Origin of the sequence: Roseibium sp. (assembly GCF_965216085.1) — a bacterium.
Classification (GTDB): domain Bacteria; phylum Pseudomonadota; class Alphaproteobacteria; order Rhizobiales; family Stappiaceae; genus Roseibium.
Window position 1 is genome coordinate 4,569,044 of the sequence record NZ_OZ244138.1, and the last position, 15,870, is coordinate 4,584,913.

Annotated in this window: 17 protein-coding genes; 4 read left to right on the forward strand and 13 right to left on the reverse strand. The window is 57.2% G+C overall.

Going from position 1 to position 15,870, the window contains the following annotated elements; genetic code table 11:
- Nucleotide 1: 1 nt before the first annotated feature.
- The 4 genes from ACOOFE_RS21480 to coxB form a co-directional block, all read right to left on the reverse strand.
- Nucleotides 2–169 carry a DUF1129 domain-containing protein gene (locus ACOOFE_RS21480; RefSeq protein WP_141188249.1) on the reverse strand — a complete coding sequence of 56 codons (168 nt, stop codon included), beginning with the start codon at nucleotides 167–169 and terminating at the stop codon, nucleotides 2–4.
- Nucleotides 169–1,104, reverse strand: a complete 936-nt coding sequence (locus tag ACOOFE_RS21485) for a heme o synthase (protein WP_420411954.1) — start codon at nucleotides 1,102–1,104, stop codon at nucleotides 169–171. The genes ACOOFE_RS21480 and ACOOFE_RS21485 overlap by 1 nt, the downstream gene beginning before the upstream one ends.
- A gap of 150 nt (nucleotides 1,105–1,254) precedes the next feature.
- On the reverse strand, nucleotides 1,255–2,850 hold the full coding sequence (gene ctaD, locus ACOOFE_RS21490; protein WP_141188251.1) for a cytochrome c oxidase subunit I: 1,596 nt from the start codon (nucleotides 2,848–2,850) through the stop codon (nucleotides 1,255–1,257).
- A 79-nt stretch (nucleotides 2,851–2,929) separates the two neighbouring features.
- Complete coding sequence (gene coxB / locus ACOOFE_RS21495) at nucleotides 2,930–3,832, reverse strand: cytochrome c oxidase subunit II (RefSeq protein WP_420415618.1); 903 nt, start codon at nucleotides 3,830–3,832, stop codon at nucleotides 2,930–2,932.
- Nucleotides 3,833–4,369: 537 nt separating this feature from the next.
- On the opposite strand from coxB, the gene ACOOFE_RS21500 reads away from it, so the two are divergent.
- Complete coding sequence (locus ACOOFE_RS21500; RefSeq protein ID WP_420411955.1) at nucleotides 4,370–4,921, forward strand: invasion associated locus B family protein; 552 nt, start codon at nucleotides 4,370–4,372, stop codon at nucleotides 4,919–4,921.
- A gap of 44 nt (nucleotides 4,922–4,965) precedes the next feature.
- Here the strand turns inward: ACOOFE_RS21500 and ACOOFE_RS21505 are convergent, their stop codons facing one another.
- The 3 genes from ACOOFE_RS21505 to tldD all read right to left on the reverse strand — a co-directional run bounded on the left by ACOOFE_RS21505 (nucleotide 4,966) and on the right by tldD (nucleotide 9,232).
- Nucleotides 4,966–6,756, reverse strand: coding sequence for a monovalent cation:proton antiporter-2 (CPA2) family protein (locus tag ACOOFE_RS21505; protein ID WP_420411956.1), 1,791 nt, complete (start codon nucleotides 6,754–6,756; stop codon nucleotides 4,966–4,968).
- A gap of 235 nt (nucleotides 6,757–6,991) precedes the next feature.
- Complete coding sequence (locus ACOOFE_RS21510; RefSeq protein WP_420411957.1) at nucleotides 6,992–7,621, reverse strand: glutathione S-transferase family protein; 630 nt, start codon at nucleotides 7,619–7,621, stop codon at nucleotides 6,992–6,994.
- A gap of 186 nt (nucleotides 7,622–7,807) precedes the next feature.
- Entirely contained in the window at nucleotides 7,808–9,232 is a 1,425-nt protein-coding gene (gene tldD / locus ACOOFE_RS21515; RefSeq protein WP_420411958.1) for a metalloprotease TldD, read from the reverse strand.
- A gap of 296 nt (nucleotides 9,233–9,528) precedes the next feature.
- Between tldD and ACOOFE_RS21520 the strand changes: the two genes are divergently transcribed.
- The 3 genes from ACOOFE_RS21520 to ACOOFE_RS21530 all read left to right on the forward strand — a co-directional run bounded on the left by ACOOFE_RS21520 (nucleotide 9,529) and on the right by ACOOFE_RS21530 (nucleotide 10,307).
- Nucleotides 9,529–9,756 (forward strand): hypothetical protein, encoded by a 228-nt coding sequence (locus ACOOFE_RS21520; RefSeq protein WP_420411959.1) that lies wholly within the window; start codon nucleotides 9,529–9,531, stop codon nucleotides 9,754–9,756.
- Entirely contained in the window at nucleotides 9,753–9,980 is a 228-nt protein-coding gene (locus tag ACOOFE_RS21525) for a hypothetical protein (RefSeq protein WP_420411960.1), read from the forward strand. Before ACOOFE_RS21520 ends, ACOOFE_RS21525 begins: the two co-directional genes overlap by 4 nt.
- A gap of 108 nt (nucleotides 9,981–10,088) precedes the next feature.
- Complete coding sequence (locus tag ACOOFE_RS21530; protein ID WP_420411961.1) at nucleotides 10,089–10,307, forward strand: DUF2093 domain-containing protein; 219 nt, start codon at nucleotides 10,089–10,091, stop codon at nucleotides 10,305–10,307.
- An 11-nt stretch (nucleotides 10,308–10,318) separates the two neighbouring features.
- Here the strand turns inward: ACOOFE_RS21530 and lpxK are convergent, their stop codons facing one another.
- Genes lpxK through ACOOFE_RS21560 form a run of 6 tightly spaced genes read right to left on the reverse strand, consistent with a single transcriptional unit; the run spans nucleotide 10,319 to nucleotide 15,772 of the window.
- The gene (gene lpxK, locus ACOOFE_RS21535) at nucleotides 10,319–11,341 is read right to left on the reverse strand and encodes a tetraacyldisaccharide 4'-kinase (RefSeq protein WP_420411962.1); all 1,023 of its coding nucleotides are present in this window, start codon (nucleotides 11,339–11,341) and stop codon (nucleotides 10,319–10,321) included.
- A complete protein-coding gene (locus ACOOFE_RS21540; protein WP_420411963.1) occupies nucleotides 11,325–12,644 on the reverse strand; it encodes a 3-deoxy-D-manno-octulosonic acid transferase in 1,320 nt (439 codons plus the stop codon). Before ACOOFE_RS21540 ends, lpxK begins: the two co-directional genes overlap by 17 nt.
- A complete protein-coding gene (locus tag ACOOFE_RS21545) occupies nucleotides 12,637–13,335 on the reverse strand; it encodes a lysophospholipid acyltransferase family protein (RefSeq protein ID WP_420411964.1) in 699 nt (232 codons plus the stop codon). The genes ACOOFE_RS21540 and ACOOFE_RS21545 overlap by 8 nt, the downstream gene beginning before the upstream one ends.
- A gap of 32 nt (nucleotides 13,336–13,367) precedes the next feature.
- Entirely contained in the window at nucleotides 13,368–13,607 is a 240-nt protein-coding gene (locus tag ACOOFE_RS21550; RefSeq protein ID WP_420411965.1) for a DUF4170 domain-containing protein, read from the reverse strand.
- Between the two features lie 34 nt (nucleotides 13,608–13,641).
- Nucleotides 13,642–14,442, reverse strand: a complete 801-nt coding sequence (locus ACOOFE_RS21555) for a 3'(2'),5'-bisphosphate nucleotidase CysQ (protein ID WP_420411966.1) — start codon at nucleotides 14,440–14,442, stop codon at nucleotides 13,642–13,644.
- Nucleotides 14,429–15,772, reverse strand: a complete 1,344-nt coding sequence (locus tag ACOOFE_RS21560; protein WP_420411967.1) for a TldD/PmbA family protein — start codon at nucleotides 15,770–15,772, stop codon at nucleotides 14,429–14,431. The genes ACOOFE_RS21555 and ACOOFE_RS21560 overlap by 14 nt, the downstream gene beginning before the upstream one ends.
- Nucleotides 15,773–15,870: the final 98 nt, after the last annotated feature.

Here is a 15,870-nt window from a genome sequence, read left to right on the forward strand (position 1 = left end):
TCTATAGCGGCCGGTTCATCACACCGGGGCCCATCTTGACGATGGTAACGATGTAGAAAAGGACCACGAGTGCGGCCAGTACAATCGCGATGGCGATCGAGCGTGACCGGCGCTTCTTTTTCTGTTCTTCGGAGAGCATGACGCCCTTGTCCTGTTCCGGATCTTGCATCAAATCCCCGCAACCAGGCTTTCACCCAGCAAAAGGGCGAACAGCGAGAACAGGTAAAGAATAGAGAACTTAAACAGGTTCATGCAGGCTTTGCGAGCGGCATCACCCTCACGCTTGCGCCACAGATCAGCAGCAAAGCCGATGAAGGCAGCGCCAAACACTGCTGCAACGACCCCATAAATTGGGCTCGCAAAGCCAAGGAAGTACGGTGCCATTCCAACCGGTGCAAGCAGGATCGAATACAACAGGATCTGATGCCGCGTCGACGTTTCCCCGGCAACCACCGGCATCATCGGAACCTTGGCCGCCGTGTAGTCGGCGTTCTTGACCAAGGCGAGTGCCCAGAAGTGTGGCGGCGTCCACATGAAGATAATCAGGAAGAGCGCGAAGCTTTCCAAGCTGACACCACCTGTCACCGCGGCCCAGCCCACCATCGGCGGGAAAGCGCCAGCGGCCCCACCAATGACGATATTTTGCGGCGTCGAGCGTTTCAGCCACATCGTATAAACGACGACGTAGAAGAAAATGGTGAAGGCCAGGAACGCGCCGGCGAACCAATTGACCAGGAGGCCAAGGGTCAGCACAGAGCCGACTGACAACATCATGCCGAAGGCAAAGGCTTCATTCGGCGTGATTTTGCCGGCAGGAATAGGCCGTTTCTTAGTGCGCGACATGACTTTGTCAATGTCGGCGTCGTACCACATGTTCAAAGCACCGGACGCACCGGCACCAATAGCAATGCAGAGGATGGCAACCGCGCCAAGCACCGGATGGATGGACCCCGGTGCCATCATCATGCCGACAAATGCCGTGAAGATCACAAGTGACATAACGCGTGGTTTCAGGAGCGCCACATAGTCGCTCACTGATCCTTCGCCGCCGCTCCATACGGCGCTGTCCTGATCCAACATATCCTGGCGCTCTACGAGCGACATGGGCGCATCCTTAAATCTCGTTTCTGCCTTACCCGGCGAGCCGCATCTGGTGGAATTCAGCCTGGCAGAGTGTTTCCAAGGCGGCACCGCGCCAGATCCCGGCGCGGTGCAGTGTTTGATATTGGAAGGACGGACCCTTCCAGCCGCGGATTACTTGATGCGCGGCAGAGTTTCGAACTGGTGGAACGGCGGAGGAGACGTCAAAGTCCACTCAAGGGTCGTTGCCCCTTCACCCCACGGGTTGTTGCCAACCGCGCGCTTCTTCGCAAAGGCTTCCACGATGCCGTAGATGAACACCACGACCGCAAAGGCAGAGATGTAAGAGCCGTAGGAAGAAATGGCGTTCCAGCCAGCCAGCGCATCCGGGTAGTCGACATAGCGGCGCGGCATGCCGTTCAGACCGAGGAAGTGCTGCGGGAAGAAGACCAGGTTCACACCAACGAAGGTGATCCAGAAATGCAGCTTGCCAATGAACTCACTGTACATGTAGCCGAACATTTTCGGGAACCAGTAGTACCAGGCCGCGAAGATCGCGAACACAGCGCCGAGTGACAGAACGTAGTGGAAGTGAGCCACAACGTAGTAGGTGTCGTGGAAGGCGCGGTCGAGACCAGCGTTCGCCAGCTGCACTCCTGTCACACCGCCAACGGTGAACAGGAAGATGAAGCCGATTGCCCAGACCATAGGTGTTTTGAACTCGATGGAGCCGCCCCACATAGTCGCGATCCACGAGAAGATCTTAACCCCGGTCGGCACCGCGATGACCATGGTGGCCGCCACGAAGTAAGCTTGGGTCTCGGTGGACATGCCGACGGTGTACATGTGGTGTGCCCACACGATGAAGCCGACAACACCGATAGCAACCATGGCGTAAGCCATGCCGAGGTAACCGAAGATAGGCTTACGGGCAAAGGTGGAGATGATGTGGCTGATGATGCCGAAGCCCGGCAAAATCAGAATGTACACTTCCGGGTGACCGAAGAACCAGAACAGATGCTGGAAGAGAAGCGGGTCACCGCCGCCAGATGGCGTGAAGAAGGTGGTACCGAAGTTGCGGTCCGTCAGCAGCATGGTGATGGCGCCAGCCAGAACCGGCAGCGACAGCAGCAGCAGGAATGCGGTGATCAGCACGGACCAGGCAAACAGCGGCATTTTGTGCAGGGTCATTCCCGGCGCACGCATGTTGAAGATGGTCGTGATGAAGTTGATCGCACCCAGGATCGAGGACGCACCAGCAACGTGCAGAGCCAGGATCGCGAGATCCATCGCCGGGCCTGGCTGACCCGAGGTGGACAGCGGCGGGTAGATGGTCCAGCCACCGCCAACACCGTTTGCGCCTGGAGGGCCTTCAACGAAGAGCGACAGAAGCAACAGCAGGAAGGCCGGCGGAAGCAGCCAGAAAGAGATGTTGTTCATCCGCGGGAACGCCATATCCGGCGCACCGATCATGATCGGCACGAAATAGTTGGCGTAACCACCAATCATGGCCGGCATGACCATGAAGAAAATCATGATCAGACCGTGTGCGGTGGTGAACACGTTGAACAGGTGGGCGTTTGCAAAGATCTGCATGCCCGGCTCCTGCAATTCCATGCGCATGCCAACGGACAGAAGTCCGCCGACGATGCCGGCAAAGATTGCAAAGAACAGGTACAAAAGACCGATGTCTTTGTGGTTGGTCGAATAGACCCAGCGGCGCCATCCATAAGGATGGTCGTGTGCCGCATGTGCTTCGGTCGCAGCCATTTTGGGCTCCCTCTTTCGTCGTTTTCAGCGGCGCTGCGTGTCAAATCGCGCGCAATCGCCAAATAGGCTTATCGCCGCGTTATTTCGCGGCGACAGAGATCTCATTCAGCTCACCGTTGGCGGCGAGCTTTTTGGCGTCGGCGATGGAAGCCATCAGCTGTTCATTGGCCGTGTCCAGATCGTCCTGTGCAGCAGTTGCCCAAGTCTGGAATTGGTCTTTGGAAACCACACGGACCGCGATCGGCATGAAGGCGTGATCCTTACCGCACAGCTCCGAACACTGGCCGTAATAGACACCTTCTTCGCGGGCATTGAACCAGGTCTCATTCAAACGGCCCGGGATCGCATCGATCTTCACACCCCATGTCGGCATGGCGAAAGCGTGGATCACATCTTCAGAGGTGACCTGGAGGCGAACCGTGGTGTCGACCGGGATGACCAAATCGTAGTCAACAGCCAGCAGGCGGGGCACTTCGGCCAGCGAGACACCGCGTGCATCGGCAACGGCCTGACGCTCATCATCCTGAACCATGATGGAATCGAAGTAGAGCTCACCCATGTTCTCGTCGGTGTACTCATAACCCCAGTACCACTGATAACCCGTGGCTTTGATGGTCATTTCGTATTCCGGAATGTCCAGCTGCTTGAAGAGCAGGCGGAACGACGGGATCGCGATCACAACCAGGATCAGGATCGGAACAACGGTCCAGACGATCTCGATCATCGTGTTGTGCGAGGTGCGGGACGGCACCGGGTTGTTCTTGGCGCTGAACTTGACCATGCAGACAATCAGCAATGCCAGAACGAACAGCGTGATGACTGTGATGATCAGCAAAGTGAAATTGTTGAACCAAGTGATGTCGTCCATCACATCTGATGTCGACGCCTGAAACCCGAGCTGCCAGTCGCTAAATCCTGGTTCAGCTGCCAGTGCCGCTGTGGACACACTGGCAAATGCGGCCACAGTTGTGACCATATTCATGAGACGCTTGAAGACTGCCTTCACGTCCGCGCTCCCTTCCCTCAACCGTCCAGATGACGGCACATGCTTACTTTCCGGACCGTGCCCGGTCGAAATCTTTTGCCGCAGTAATGGGCTTGCCGGAACTCCGCAAGCCAAAAACTGCCCGTTCCGGTCCCGGGCTCCCTGATCAGGATTGCCGGAATATAACCATACTCACGTTTAAAGGGCGATGGTTCCAAAAGGCTAGCGCGGCGATCTGCCGCACATCTCCACCTGCACCTTTGTGCCGCACAAAAACCACAAGACGCCTCAGGCTGCAACGGAATTTCCGCATTTTCACAGCCTGGGGCGGAAAAACCCAGCTTGAGAAAGATCAAGGACAACTGATTTTTGACAAAAAAGCGGCCTATCCAACAGCTTTACATCCACTCTGACTGGAATCGGCCGCAGTCATGCGGCAATGTCTGGCCGGAATACAAGCATGATTCGCTCAAAATACGGCATACCAAAAACCGGCATGCCGGCGGATCAGACCAAATCTGACTGGAGGAATTCTTGTCGACCCAGTTGCCGCAACCGCGCCGTAGCCGCTCGTTCCTGTCGACCTTGCCGAAACTCGTGGCCGCCGCCGCGATTGGCTTGTCTGCTTTTGCCCAAACCCTGCAACCGGCCGCTGCGCAAGGCGAAGTGCGCGCGAACCACGGGGATTGGCAGATGCGCTGCGACACCCCTCCGGGCGCACCGAGCGAACAGTGCGCTCTTGTTCAACACGTCACAGCTGCCGACCGGGAAAATGTCGGCCTATCGATCTATGTGATGTGGACCGCCGAAAAGCAGGACCGGATCTTGCGTGTTCAAGCGCCATTGGGTGTCCTGCTGCCGTTCGGCCTGGGCCTTCGGGTGGGGAATGAGGATTTCGGTCGAGCTGCCTTCGTGCGCTGTTTGCCAATCGGCTGTTTTGCAGAAGTGATTTTGGAAGATGAGCAGCTCAAAAAGCTGAGAGCCGGATCGCAGGCAACCTTTATCATTTTCCAAACGCCGGAAGAAGGCATCGGCATACCGATATCCCTGAACGGGTTTTCCGCTGGTTTTGATGCCCTACCGTAGTTTTCACCAACTGCTTCAAATTAGGCGCCGCTCCGGCGCCTTTTTTATTGCGCTGGCGCGTCTTGATTGTCCGGTTTGGCAGCGCTGCGTGGTGTAACCTGGTGCAGCTTATCGGCACCGGCATACATGCCGCCGGAGAGCTGTTCGGCCAAACGCTCTTCATCGCGAGAGCGAACATCTTCTTCGATCTGATCGATCCGGTCGAGCGGCGTCCCCAGCGCCTCCAGGGCAGCCCGGCCAAACACCACGCTGGATTCGAACGTCTCGCGGATCTGGAAATCAACGCCGAGCTTGGTCAGATCCATCGCATGCGCCCGATCCGTTGCCCGGCAGAAAATCAGGCTACTCGGAAAATCTCCCCGGATCATGTTGATTGCTTTGGCCATAACCTTGTCATTTTCAATGCACATGGCAATCAGCGCAGCCTTCTTGGCCCCGGCCGCCTCCATGACATCAGCACGGGTGGCATCCCCATAATAGACCTTGTAACCCTGCTTGCGCGCATAAGCGATCCGGTCCGGCCGGTTATCGATTGCCGTAATTTCCAGGCCTTCCGACGTCAAAATCTGAGCAACGACCAACCCGAAACGGCCAAATCCGACGACCAAGACAGTCGGGGTCGCCTCTTCAAACGTCTCGATGGAGGGATTCTCGACGCCCCGTGCCTTGGCACGTGTTGCCAACATATCCAGCCCCAAACAGGCCACTGGGGTGAGCAGCATCGTCAGAATGACAATGGCATTTAGCAGATTGACAGTTTCATAGTTGAAAATGCCGGTGCTGACGGCAGCAGTGAAGAGAACGAAGGCAAACTCCCCGCCTTGCGGCAAGGTCACCGCAATACGCATGGCGTCGGAGTTGCTCGATCCGGTGCTCCTGGAAAGCCCCCAGAGAAAGACCCCTTTGATGAACATCACCAAAATCACGCCGGCAGCGATATATAGCCAATTCGCCATGACCAGCGAGAAGTTCAGCGACATGCCGACAGCGACGAAAAACAGCCCCATCAAAAGTGAGCGGAACGGCTCAATATCGGCTTCCAATGTGTGACGGAAACTCGACTCCGCCAGGAGCACACCAGCCAGGAACGCGCCCAGGGCCATGGACAGGCCAGCCGTGTGCATGATCCCGGCACTGCCCAGAGCAACCAGAAGAGCAGCCGACAGCATGACTTCGCGCGCCCGCGTGGCAGCGAGCATCAAAAACACCGGCGATATCAGATAACGCCCAGCCAGGATCACCGCTGCAACCGCAGACAGAACCATCATAACTTCGCGAAAGATCTCGGCCGTGGTCGACGGCCCTTCGCCCGGCGCCAGGATCGCGACCATAGCCAGCAATGGAACAATAGCGATATCTTGCAAAAGCAGAATACCGAAAGCTCGTTGACCGTAATCTGACGACAGCTGGCCGCGCTCTTGCAGGATCTGCAGGGCAAAGGCGGTCGAAGACAACGCCAAACCAAACCCGGCGACGAGAGCTGCTGATTGCCCCATGCCGGAGAGTGTCGCGACGGCAAACAAACAGAATCCGGTCAACACGACCTGGGCCGTTCCAAGACCAAAAATGTCCCGTTTCATTCGCCACAATTTTTGTGGATCGAGCTCCAGCCCGATCACAAACAGCAGCAGTACCACGCCAAGCTCAGCGACGTGCAGAACATCCTCACCGGACCCAAGAAGCTGCAGTCCGTGCGGGCCAATTGCAGCGCCCGCAGCGAGATAGCCAACGACGGACCCTAAGCCAAGCCGTTTGGCTATCGGCACCGCGACAACAGTCGCCGACAGAAAGATGATTGCTTCAGCAAATAGTGGAGGCGCGCTTTCCGCTGCCATACCGTCTCCAGATCCCAGCTCCGATCATACCCTATCCGATCAAACAACGGAAATCTCAAAGGATTTCTAAAGAAATTCGCCGGTCTGAAAATCTTTTTCATTGAAATAGATCATAAGGCCGCCAATTGTTCAGGTAACCTTCAGCAGCGTCCGCCATCTTGCACTGCCTCAATTTATGAAATCTCCAGCATAGATACTGTTGCCGGACCCCAAAATACGAAATGCGTTAAATGCCTCAGGTGAGCGGACTCATGACGCCTTTTTGATAGGCAGGACGTTCTGTCAAACGCTGATACCAGGCTGCGAGATGTGGCAGATCCGGACGCGGAATATCCATGTTGAACCAGGCATAGGCCAGACTGCCGAGCGGGATATCCCCCACACCGCAGGCCTCACCTGAGAGGAACGGTTGGTTTTTCAGCACAGCATCGGCGACAGCAAATTGCTGCGAACAATGCTCAATCCCGAGCGTGATCGCAGCCTGGTCCCGGTCTTCCGGCGCAGTGCGGACCATATTCCAAAACAGATTGCGAAACGGCATGCCGAAGGAGAACGTCGTCCAATCCATCCATTGATCGGCAAGCGCCCAGTCTTCGAGACTTTCGGACACAAACGGCGCTGTGCCGTATTTTTTGGCCAGATACCGGCAGATCGCGTTTGATTCAAAGATTGTGAACTCCCCGTCCTGCAGGCAGGGGATACGGCCATTCGGGTTGAGCGCCAGAAACTCCGGCGTCTCGACAACACCAAAGGCTCCGCCGGCGTCGATTTGCTGATAATCCAGGTTCAGCTCTTCCGCGCACCACAACACTTTGCGCACATTGGACGAGTTGATCCGCCCCCAGATCTTAATGTCCGCGGTCATTTGCTGATCCATCTTTTTTGAAGACTTTGCCCATCCCAATCCCTTTCGGAGGGACGGACTTGCTTTTTCGAATGAGGGGCCGCGCTTTGGCAGCAAATAGATATAGAACCCCTCACCCAGGGTTTTGATTCGACTTCTCCCTCCAAGGGAAAAGCGGTTTTGGCAACTACAAGGTTCCAATAGTGCTCAGAACGCCGTGCCGCCGACGGTCATTTCGTTGATGCGCATGGACGGCTGGCCGACACCGACCGGAACACCTTGGCCCTGCTTGCCGCAGGTGCCCATGCCCGGGTCGAGTTTCATGTCGTTGCCAATCATTTCGACGCGCGTCAGCGCATCAGGACCATTGCCGATCAGCATCGCCCCCTTGACCGGCGCCCCGACCTTGCCGTTTTCAACCTTATAAGCTTCAGTGCAGGAGAAGACGAATTTCCCAGAGGTGATGTCCACTTGGCCGCCACCGAAGGAAACAGCGTAAATGCCGTCCTTGACGGATTCCAGGATTTCTTCTGGGTCCTTGTCGCCGTTCATCATGACTGTATTGGTCATGCGCGGCATCGGGATATGCGCATAGGATTGCCGGCGGCCGTTGCCGGTTGGCTCCATGCCCATCAGCCGGGCGTTTTGCCGGTCCTGCATGTAGCCGGCCAGAATGCCGTCTTCGATCAAGACTGTTTTGGCTGCCGGTGTTCCTTCATCATCAACCGACAGGGATCCTCGCCGGTCGGGAATGGTGCCGTCATCCACGATGGTGACACCGGGCGAGGCCACGCGCTCGCCCATCAGACCGGCGAAGGCAGAGGTTTTCTTGCGGTTGAAATCGCCTTCCAGGCCATGACCAACGGCTTCGTGCAGCAAGATGCCCGGCCAACCGGAGCCAAGCACCACATCCATGGTTCCTGCAGGTGCTGGAATAGCCTCCAGATTGACCAGCGCCTGGCGAAGCGCCTCGTCAACACCGCCTTGCCAGTTTTCTTCCGTGATGAACCGCTCAAACCCTTCCCGGCCACCACAGCCGAATGAGCCGCTTTCCTGGCGCTCATCATTTCCGGCGACAACCGAGATGCTCAAACGGACCATGGGACGGACATCGCGCACCAGATGACCGTCGGCCCGCAAGATTTCCACGACCTGCCACGATCCGGCGAGGGACGCTGAGACTTGACGGACGCGGGGATCCTTATCACGCGCGTAAGCATCAATTTCCTGAAGCAGCTTCACCTTGTCTTCAAAGCTTGGGCCGCCGAGCGGATTGGCATCGGTATAAAGCGACAGGTTTGTGCGCGCCGGTGCAGCAGCATAAGTGCCCGAATAGCCTCTTGAGACCGCGCTGACCGCATCGGCCGCCCGTTTCAGAGCCGCTTCGGAAATATCTCCGGCATGAGCATAGCCAGCCGCTTCGCCTGCAACGGCACGCAGGCCGAAGCCTTGAGCCGTATCGTAGTTGGCACCTTTTAAGCGGCCATTGTCGAAAACCAGGCCCTCGGTCTGGCGATATTCAACATAGAGCTCGCCATCATCCGCTCCGGACAAGGCGTCTTGAGTGATGCGCTTGGCGGTTTCCAATCCAAGGCCGGATGTTTCGATCAGATCAGAACTGGAGAGGGACATCGGAGTTTCCTTGTTGATCCGCCTCTACTGGCACTCTGGCGCCAATCGCCGGATGCCGGTGGACAAAAAAAATTCTTTAAATCCAACATAGGGGTTTGCTGCGACAAATCACCCCAAAAGGTAAGAAATCCACTTGCCAGATTTTTAAGTTGAATATTACACTCCATTTTAATTACCGGATGGAAACTCCGGTTGATCCAGCAGGGCCGCCTTGTTCGAGCCTACGCCAGACCTCCAATTCCCCCAATTTCACCGAGCTGCGGGTTCCACTCCGCAGAACAGGAGACGTGTGTCCAATGTCCAAACCATCACAGCCCCCGCTCCCGTCCACTTTGATTTCCTTTCATGAAGCGACCGCTGCCCGCGGTGATGGCCTCCACCCAAAACTCGCAGCGGCCCTGGCTAAGACCGGGACCGTCTCCGGTCCACCAGCACGGCCGTCCGAGCTGCCAAACAATGTCATCAAGGTCACTTTTTCCGACACCAACAAGGCGGCCTATAAAAGGGGGCTCAGAAGCGCATGACTGCAGTTCTGGTTGCTCTCCATCTGGTCGCTTGCCAGCCGGACCTCTTGATCTGTCAGGATCTATCTGCCTCAAAGGAGCAATGGCATGACATGGGAGACTGCGAGGCTGCGCGCGAAACAGAGATGCAACAAGCAAAAGCCTTGCTTCCCGAAGACGCCGTCGTGATGTCCCGTTGCCGCTATAGGATTGGCCGGGACCGGCGCTCGCTGCAGATTTTCTAAGTATCCCGCGCCTCAGGATTTCTGCGCGGGCTTGCCGAACAGCCCGATTGTGCCATAAAAGACCGCAGGTGGACGCATGACGTCCGAACGCGAACCCATCAGGTCATCATGAACCGTTACGAAAACCCGCGCATTCCAAGCGAAGCCCGCATCCGCTATCTCGACGGAGATTATCAGGTGGAGTCTCCGGGTACTTTTGTGCGCTGTGCCGTAACCGGAACGGCGATCCCGCTGGATGAACTGAAATACTGGTCCGTCGATCTGCAGGAGCCTTATGTGGATGCCCATGCGTCGATGAAACGCTATCTGGAAACCCGGAAAAAGTAAGCCGCTTCCAACTAAGTTTTGAATGTCCGGTTGCGCAGACAATCCTTGATGAGACCGATCAGCCGGTCTTCGTCCGGGATATCCATGCGCACATGCAGGACTTCACTTCTGGCGGCGAGCCAGTGGAAAATCTCGCCCTTCTGAGTTTCAAGCCGGGCCATATCTTTTGCCGTGGTCACCAGTTGAAGCCCGTCGCGTTCTGCCTGTGTGATCAAGGCGCGGGCATCAGCCTCGCTAAATTCATGGTGATCGGCAAAACTTCGGGTCGCTGCCACCTTATAACCCTTGTCCTTGAGTGATTTAAAAAACTTCTGCGGCCGGCCAATCCCGGCATAGGCCAGCAGTTTGACACCCTCGAGCGCCGGGTTTTCTTCGACCGTGATCTGAGCGTGCAGGATCGGCAAGGCCCGCCGGCCGGCCAAATGGGCAGCAGCCTCCGCCCGGTCCCCCTCCCCGATCAGCACCAGGCAATCCGTTTTCAGGATTTGTTTTTGAGCTGGTGCGCGTAAGGGGCCGGCCGGAAGGCACAGCCCGTTGCCGAAGCCAACGGCACAATCAATCAGCACCAGGCTCAGGTCTTTATGAAGGGATGGATTTTGAAAACCATCGTCCATCAGGATGAGATCGACCGGCAGTTTTTCCAGGAAAGCCGCGCCCGCCGGACGGTCAGCGGCAATCACGGTCGGTGCGAACTTGGCAAGCAAGAGCGCTTCATCGCCAACATCCGCTGCTGTGTGTTTCGACGGATCAACCGCGATCGGGCCTTTCAGGCGCCCGCCGTACCCCCGCAGTAAGAATGCGGGTTTGTGGCCTTCGGTTTTGAGACGGTCGGCAAGCTGCAGGGCAAAGGGGGTTTTGCCGGTACCGCCGACTACGAAGTTACCGATGCAAATCACCGGCAAGGTACTTTTGGCTTTGGGACGTTGTAGCATCCGGCGGCCAGCAATCAGACCATAAACCCATGAGACCGGCGCCAAGGCCAGCGCCGCAACACTCACATGCGGTTTCCACCAGAAGTCAGGCGCCTTGCCCATTGTTGTTCTCCGGGGCGGATGACAATTTCTGTCCGGCCAGCAGCGGTTTCAGCAAATCGGCACTGCGCTGCAATGCCCCTCTTCCTTTGATGATCAACTGCATTGCCCGGTCCGCCTGCTCCGCCCGGACCTCGGAATTCTGTAAGAGATCAATCACCGCTTCGGTGAGTTTCTCGGGTTGCATGACCTGAACACCGGCTTTTTCGTCCCACAGATCTTTGTACACAGCACGCGCATTGGCAACCTTGGGACCTGTAATCAGCGCAGAGCCCAGCAAAACAGCTTCCACCGGGTTGTGGCCGCCGGCGTCATTGAAAGACCCGCCAAGAAACGTCACGGGTGCAAGCCGATAGAAAAGTCCCATTTCACCGAGGGTATCGCCCAGATAAACGTCCGTTTGCGGTGCCACCAGCTCGGCCTTACTTCGCCGGGCAAGCGTGTGGCCTCGCGCTCCGACCAATTCGGCGACCTCGTCAGCCCGGGCCGGGTGGCGGGGGACCAAAACCAGCAGCAAATCCGGAACCATCTGCCGAAGCCTTGCATGAGCTGCCAATGCAATCTCGTCTTCGCCGGGATGGGTCAAAGCGGCCAGCCAAACGGGGCGGTCTGCAATCTGTGTTTTAAGCCCGTTGAGAGCAGCGCCATCTGCCGCAGGTTCTGCGGCATCAAATTTCAAGTTGCCCGGTGTTTCAACCTGGCGGCAGCCGAGTTTGATAAACCGGTCTTGGTCTGCGGAACTTTGGGCCAGCACCAAGTCCAGGCAGCCGAAAATGTACTTGGAAATTCGCGGCGCCCGCATCCAATTCCTGCAAGACCCTTCCGACATACGTGCATTCAGAAGTGCAAAAGGGATGGCTCTTTGATGGATCTCATCGAACATGCAAGGCCAGATTTCAGATTCCACGACCATCGCCAGATCCGGACGCCAGTGATCCAGGAACCCGGACACGCAAGCAGGCGTGTCATACGGTGTAAACTGGTGGAAACAGCCGTCCGGCAAACGTTTGTCTGCAAGTTCCGCCGCCGTGACGGTCACACTTGTCAAAAGAACGGAATGACCATCTTCCGCCAGCTTTTGAATAAGCGGCAGGATCGACATTGTTTCACCGACACTGGCGGCGTGGATCCAAACCAGCGAGCCCTGTGGACGCGGCTTCTGGGCAACTCCGAAGCGCTCCCCCTTCCGGTGGGAAATTTCCTTGCCGCCTTTGCTACGGCGGCTGAACAATAGATGCAGGAGTGGTGTCAGCGCCCATCCAAAGGCCCGGTAGATGGAAAGCAGGACAGGGCGCCGCTCAGCCATTCGGCCTGCCAACCAGTTCATAAGCCCGGCGGGTCGCCGCATTGAGGCCGTCTTCGACTTGCTGCCGGTACGTCTCCAGATCATCGTCTTCCAGATCCGACGGCACCCAAATCAAGTCACTGCTGGCGATGCTGCCATTGCCGAAGGGGAGATTGACGCTGGCTTTGTCCCAGCTGTTCAACTCGATGCTGCGGCTGGTTGCGACCGCCACCGGCAAGATCGGACGCCCGGAGTGTTTGGCCAGCTGCACAATCCCTGTACCGGATTTCCGGGCCGGTCCCTTGGGAACATCGGCGGTCATGGCGATGCTGTCGCCGTCCTTCAAAGCTCTCACAGCCTCAATAAACCCACGCATACCGCCACGCTTCTTGATCTGATGTGCCGTCCGGCCACCCGAGGCACGGATCAGCCCCAAGCCAAGTTTGCGGGCTGCGATGGCGTTGATTTCGCCATCGGCTGACTTGGAAATCATCACTTTCGCCGGCCAATGTTTTGGCTTGGCAAACGGCACCATGAAATGCTGGCCATGCCACATGGCCACAATCACGGGGAGGTCTTTCTCCGTGTCGTCGTGCATATCCGCCGGTTCCAGCACGAACCGGTTGGTGTGATAGACAAGCTTCAGATAACCAGCGAGGAACGATCCGATCGCCGACAGGACCAACGGATGGCGGCCAAGGCTTTTTAGCATTTTTCTTTTCGCCTAAGAGTGAAGTGCCAACGTTAGCCGGCAGTATCCGGGTCAAGCAGACGGTGCATGTGCACGATAAAATAGCGCATGTGTGCATTGTCGACGGTCGCCTGAGCCTTGGCTTTCCAGGCCGTGTAGGCTTCGGCGTAGTTCGGATAAATGCCGACGATATCCAGATCATCCAAATCCCGGAACGTCAGACCGTCCGGATTTTCCAATTCGCCGCCAAATACCAGATGCAAGAGTTGTTTTGATGCTTCTGCTTCGCTCATGAGCTTTCCTCGCAAGTCGGAACGCTGCCGGCCGTTAGCCAACCAGCTTTCCTAGTACCGTACAGACCGGTCCGACAAGCTGCTCAGGCGCTGCGACAAGCGCAGGGTGGCGCGTCTTCGGCTGATTGTATTTCAGACCGCGGCCGGACAAGTCGGTCAATTTCCCGCCTGCTTCCTGCACCAAAAGGTCCGCTGCTGCAAGGTCCCAATCACTCGGGCCGCCGCGCGCAGCCCCAACATCAGCGTGCCCGCAAGCTACCATGGCCAAGCGGTAGGCCAGGGAGCGCAACACATCCTGGGCCTCGAAACCAGCAGCCTGAACACCTTTGTTCGCCACGATTGAATAAGGACCGGTAAGACGCGCACCTGCAGTCTCGCCTTTGGACGAAACCGAAATCTCTGTCTGGTTCAGCCGCGTCCCGCCACCTTTCCGCGCCAGGAACATTTCCTTTCGCCGGGGACAATAAACCGCACCTGCGGTCGGCCGTCCGTTTTCAACAACGGCAATAGACACAGTCCATTCGTCGCCTCCAGCGAGAAACGCCCGTGTGCCGTCAATGGGGTCGACGATAAACACCCGCTCGTGTTTCAGCCGCACCGGATCATCGGCGGTTTCTTCCGACAGCCAGCCATAGTCTGGCCGTGCAGAGCACAGTTTGTCAGCCAGGAAGTGATCGACAGCAATGTCAGCTTCCGACACCGGAGACTTGTTGCCCTTGAACCACGTCTCCGGGTCGCGGCCAAAATACGTCAGCGCAAGCTCACCAGCTTCCAGAGCGGCTTCTTCCAGGATCTTCAGATCCGCATCCAGCACCGTTCCATCAATTTCCGGCAAGAGCCAATCCTTCAATCATGATCGACGGTGCAGCAGCAGCATAACGGTTGTCCAGATCACTGCCTGGTACCAGCCGTTTGAACATATCTTTCAGGTTTCCGGCGATGGTGATTTCGCTGACCGGTTTGACGATCTTTCCATTTTCGAACCAGAACCCGGCCGCACCGCGCGAATAATCACCGGTCAGGCCATTCACACCATGACCAATAAGATCCGTGACCAGCAGCCCTTCTCCGGCGTCTGCCATCAGGTCTTCCAATGACCTCTCACCCGGCATCAATGTGACATTCGTCGACCCAGGGGAAGTTCCACTGCCGGCACGCCGGGCCCGGCCGTTTGGCGTCAATCCAAGTTCACGGGCTGACGCACCATCCAGGTACCAATGTTTAAGGACACCGTCTTCGACCATATTGAGCACGCTGGCAGCCGTCCCCTCACCATCAAATGGACGGGTGGCTGCGCCCCGGCGTTTAAAAGGATCGTCGACAACCATCAGCCCCGGCGCCAGGACAGCTTCGCCCATTTGATCCATCAAGAAGCTTGTCTTCCGGGCAATCGAGGCTCCGTTAATGGCGCTGACCAAATGGCCAAGGATGCTTTTTGCGGCTCGGGCTTCATAAATAACATTGGCTGTGCGCGTCGAAATCTTGTCCGGATTCAACCGGCGGACAGCCCGCTCTCCAGCCCGGCGGCCAACGTCGGCCGGCGCGTCCAGATCTTCGAAGAATGTGCGGCTGTCGAAATCATAGTCCCGTTCCATGGCGGTGCCATCTCCGGCCACGGCTGTCATGGACATGCCGAAACGGGACGAAAGATAGGCCCCTTGAAAGCCGTGACTGGTCGCCAGGACCACGCCGGACAGGCGCCAGGAAGCTGATGCGCCACCAGATTTGCTGACGTCCTCCACATCGAGGCCAGCGGCTTCTGCCTCGAGTGCAATGTCTGTTAGCTGACCTGCCGACATCTGCGTTGAATCTAGGAGTTCCAGTTCCGACATGTCCTTGACGAGCAATTCCGGATCGGCAAGCCCCGCGAAAGGATCCTCCGGCGCCACCTTGGCCATGGCCACTGCGCGCTCTGCAAGGTTATCTGGATCATCGAGCTGGTTGGCAGAGACCGCCGCAGTTCGTTTTCCAACAAACACCCTTAAAGTGACGTCGTCACCTTCCGCGCGTTCGGTTTCCTCAACCTTGCCGTCGCGCACTTCAACGCCGAGGGAAACGCCGGTCACCGCAATGGCGTCGCAGGCATCAGCTCCGGCCTTGCGGGCTGCAGCGACCAAACGCTCCGCACGAGATTGAAGTTCTGTTTGATCAATCAATTCAGACATGGATACCGCCTAGGTGTTCGGCTGTTGTTTACGCCCCGGGGCGAATGGGCTGCAACTGTGGGAATCGTCTTGTCCACCTGCCATAGGTCGAAAACCGG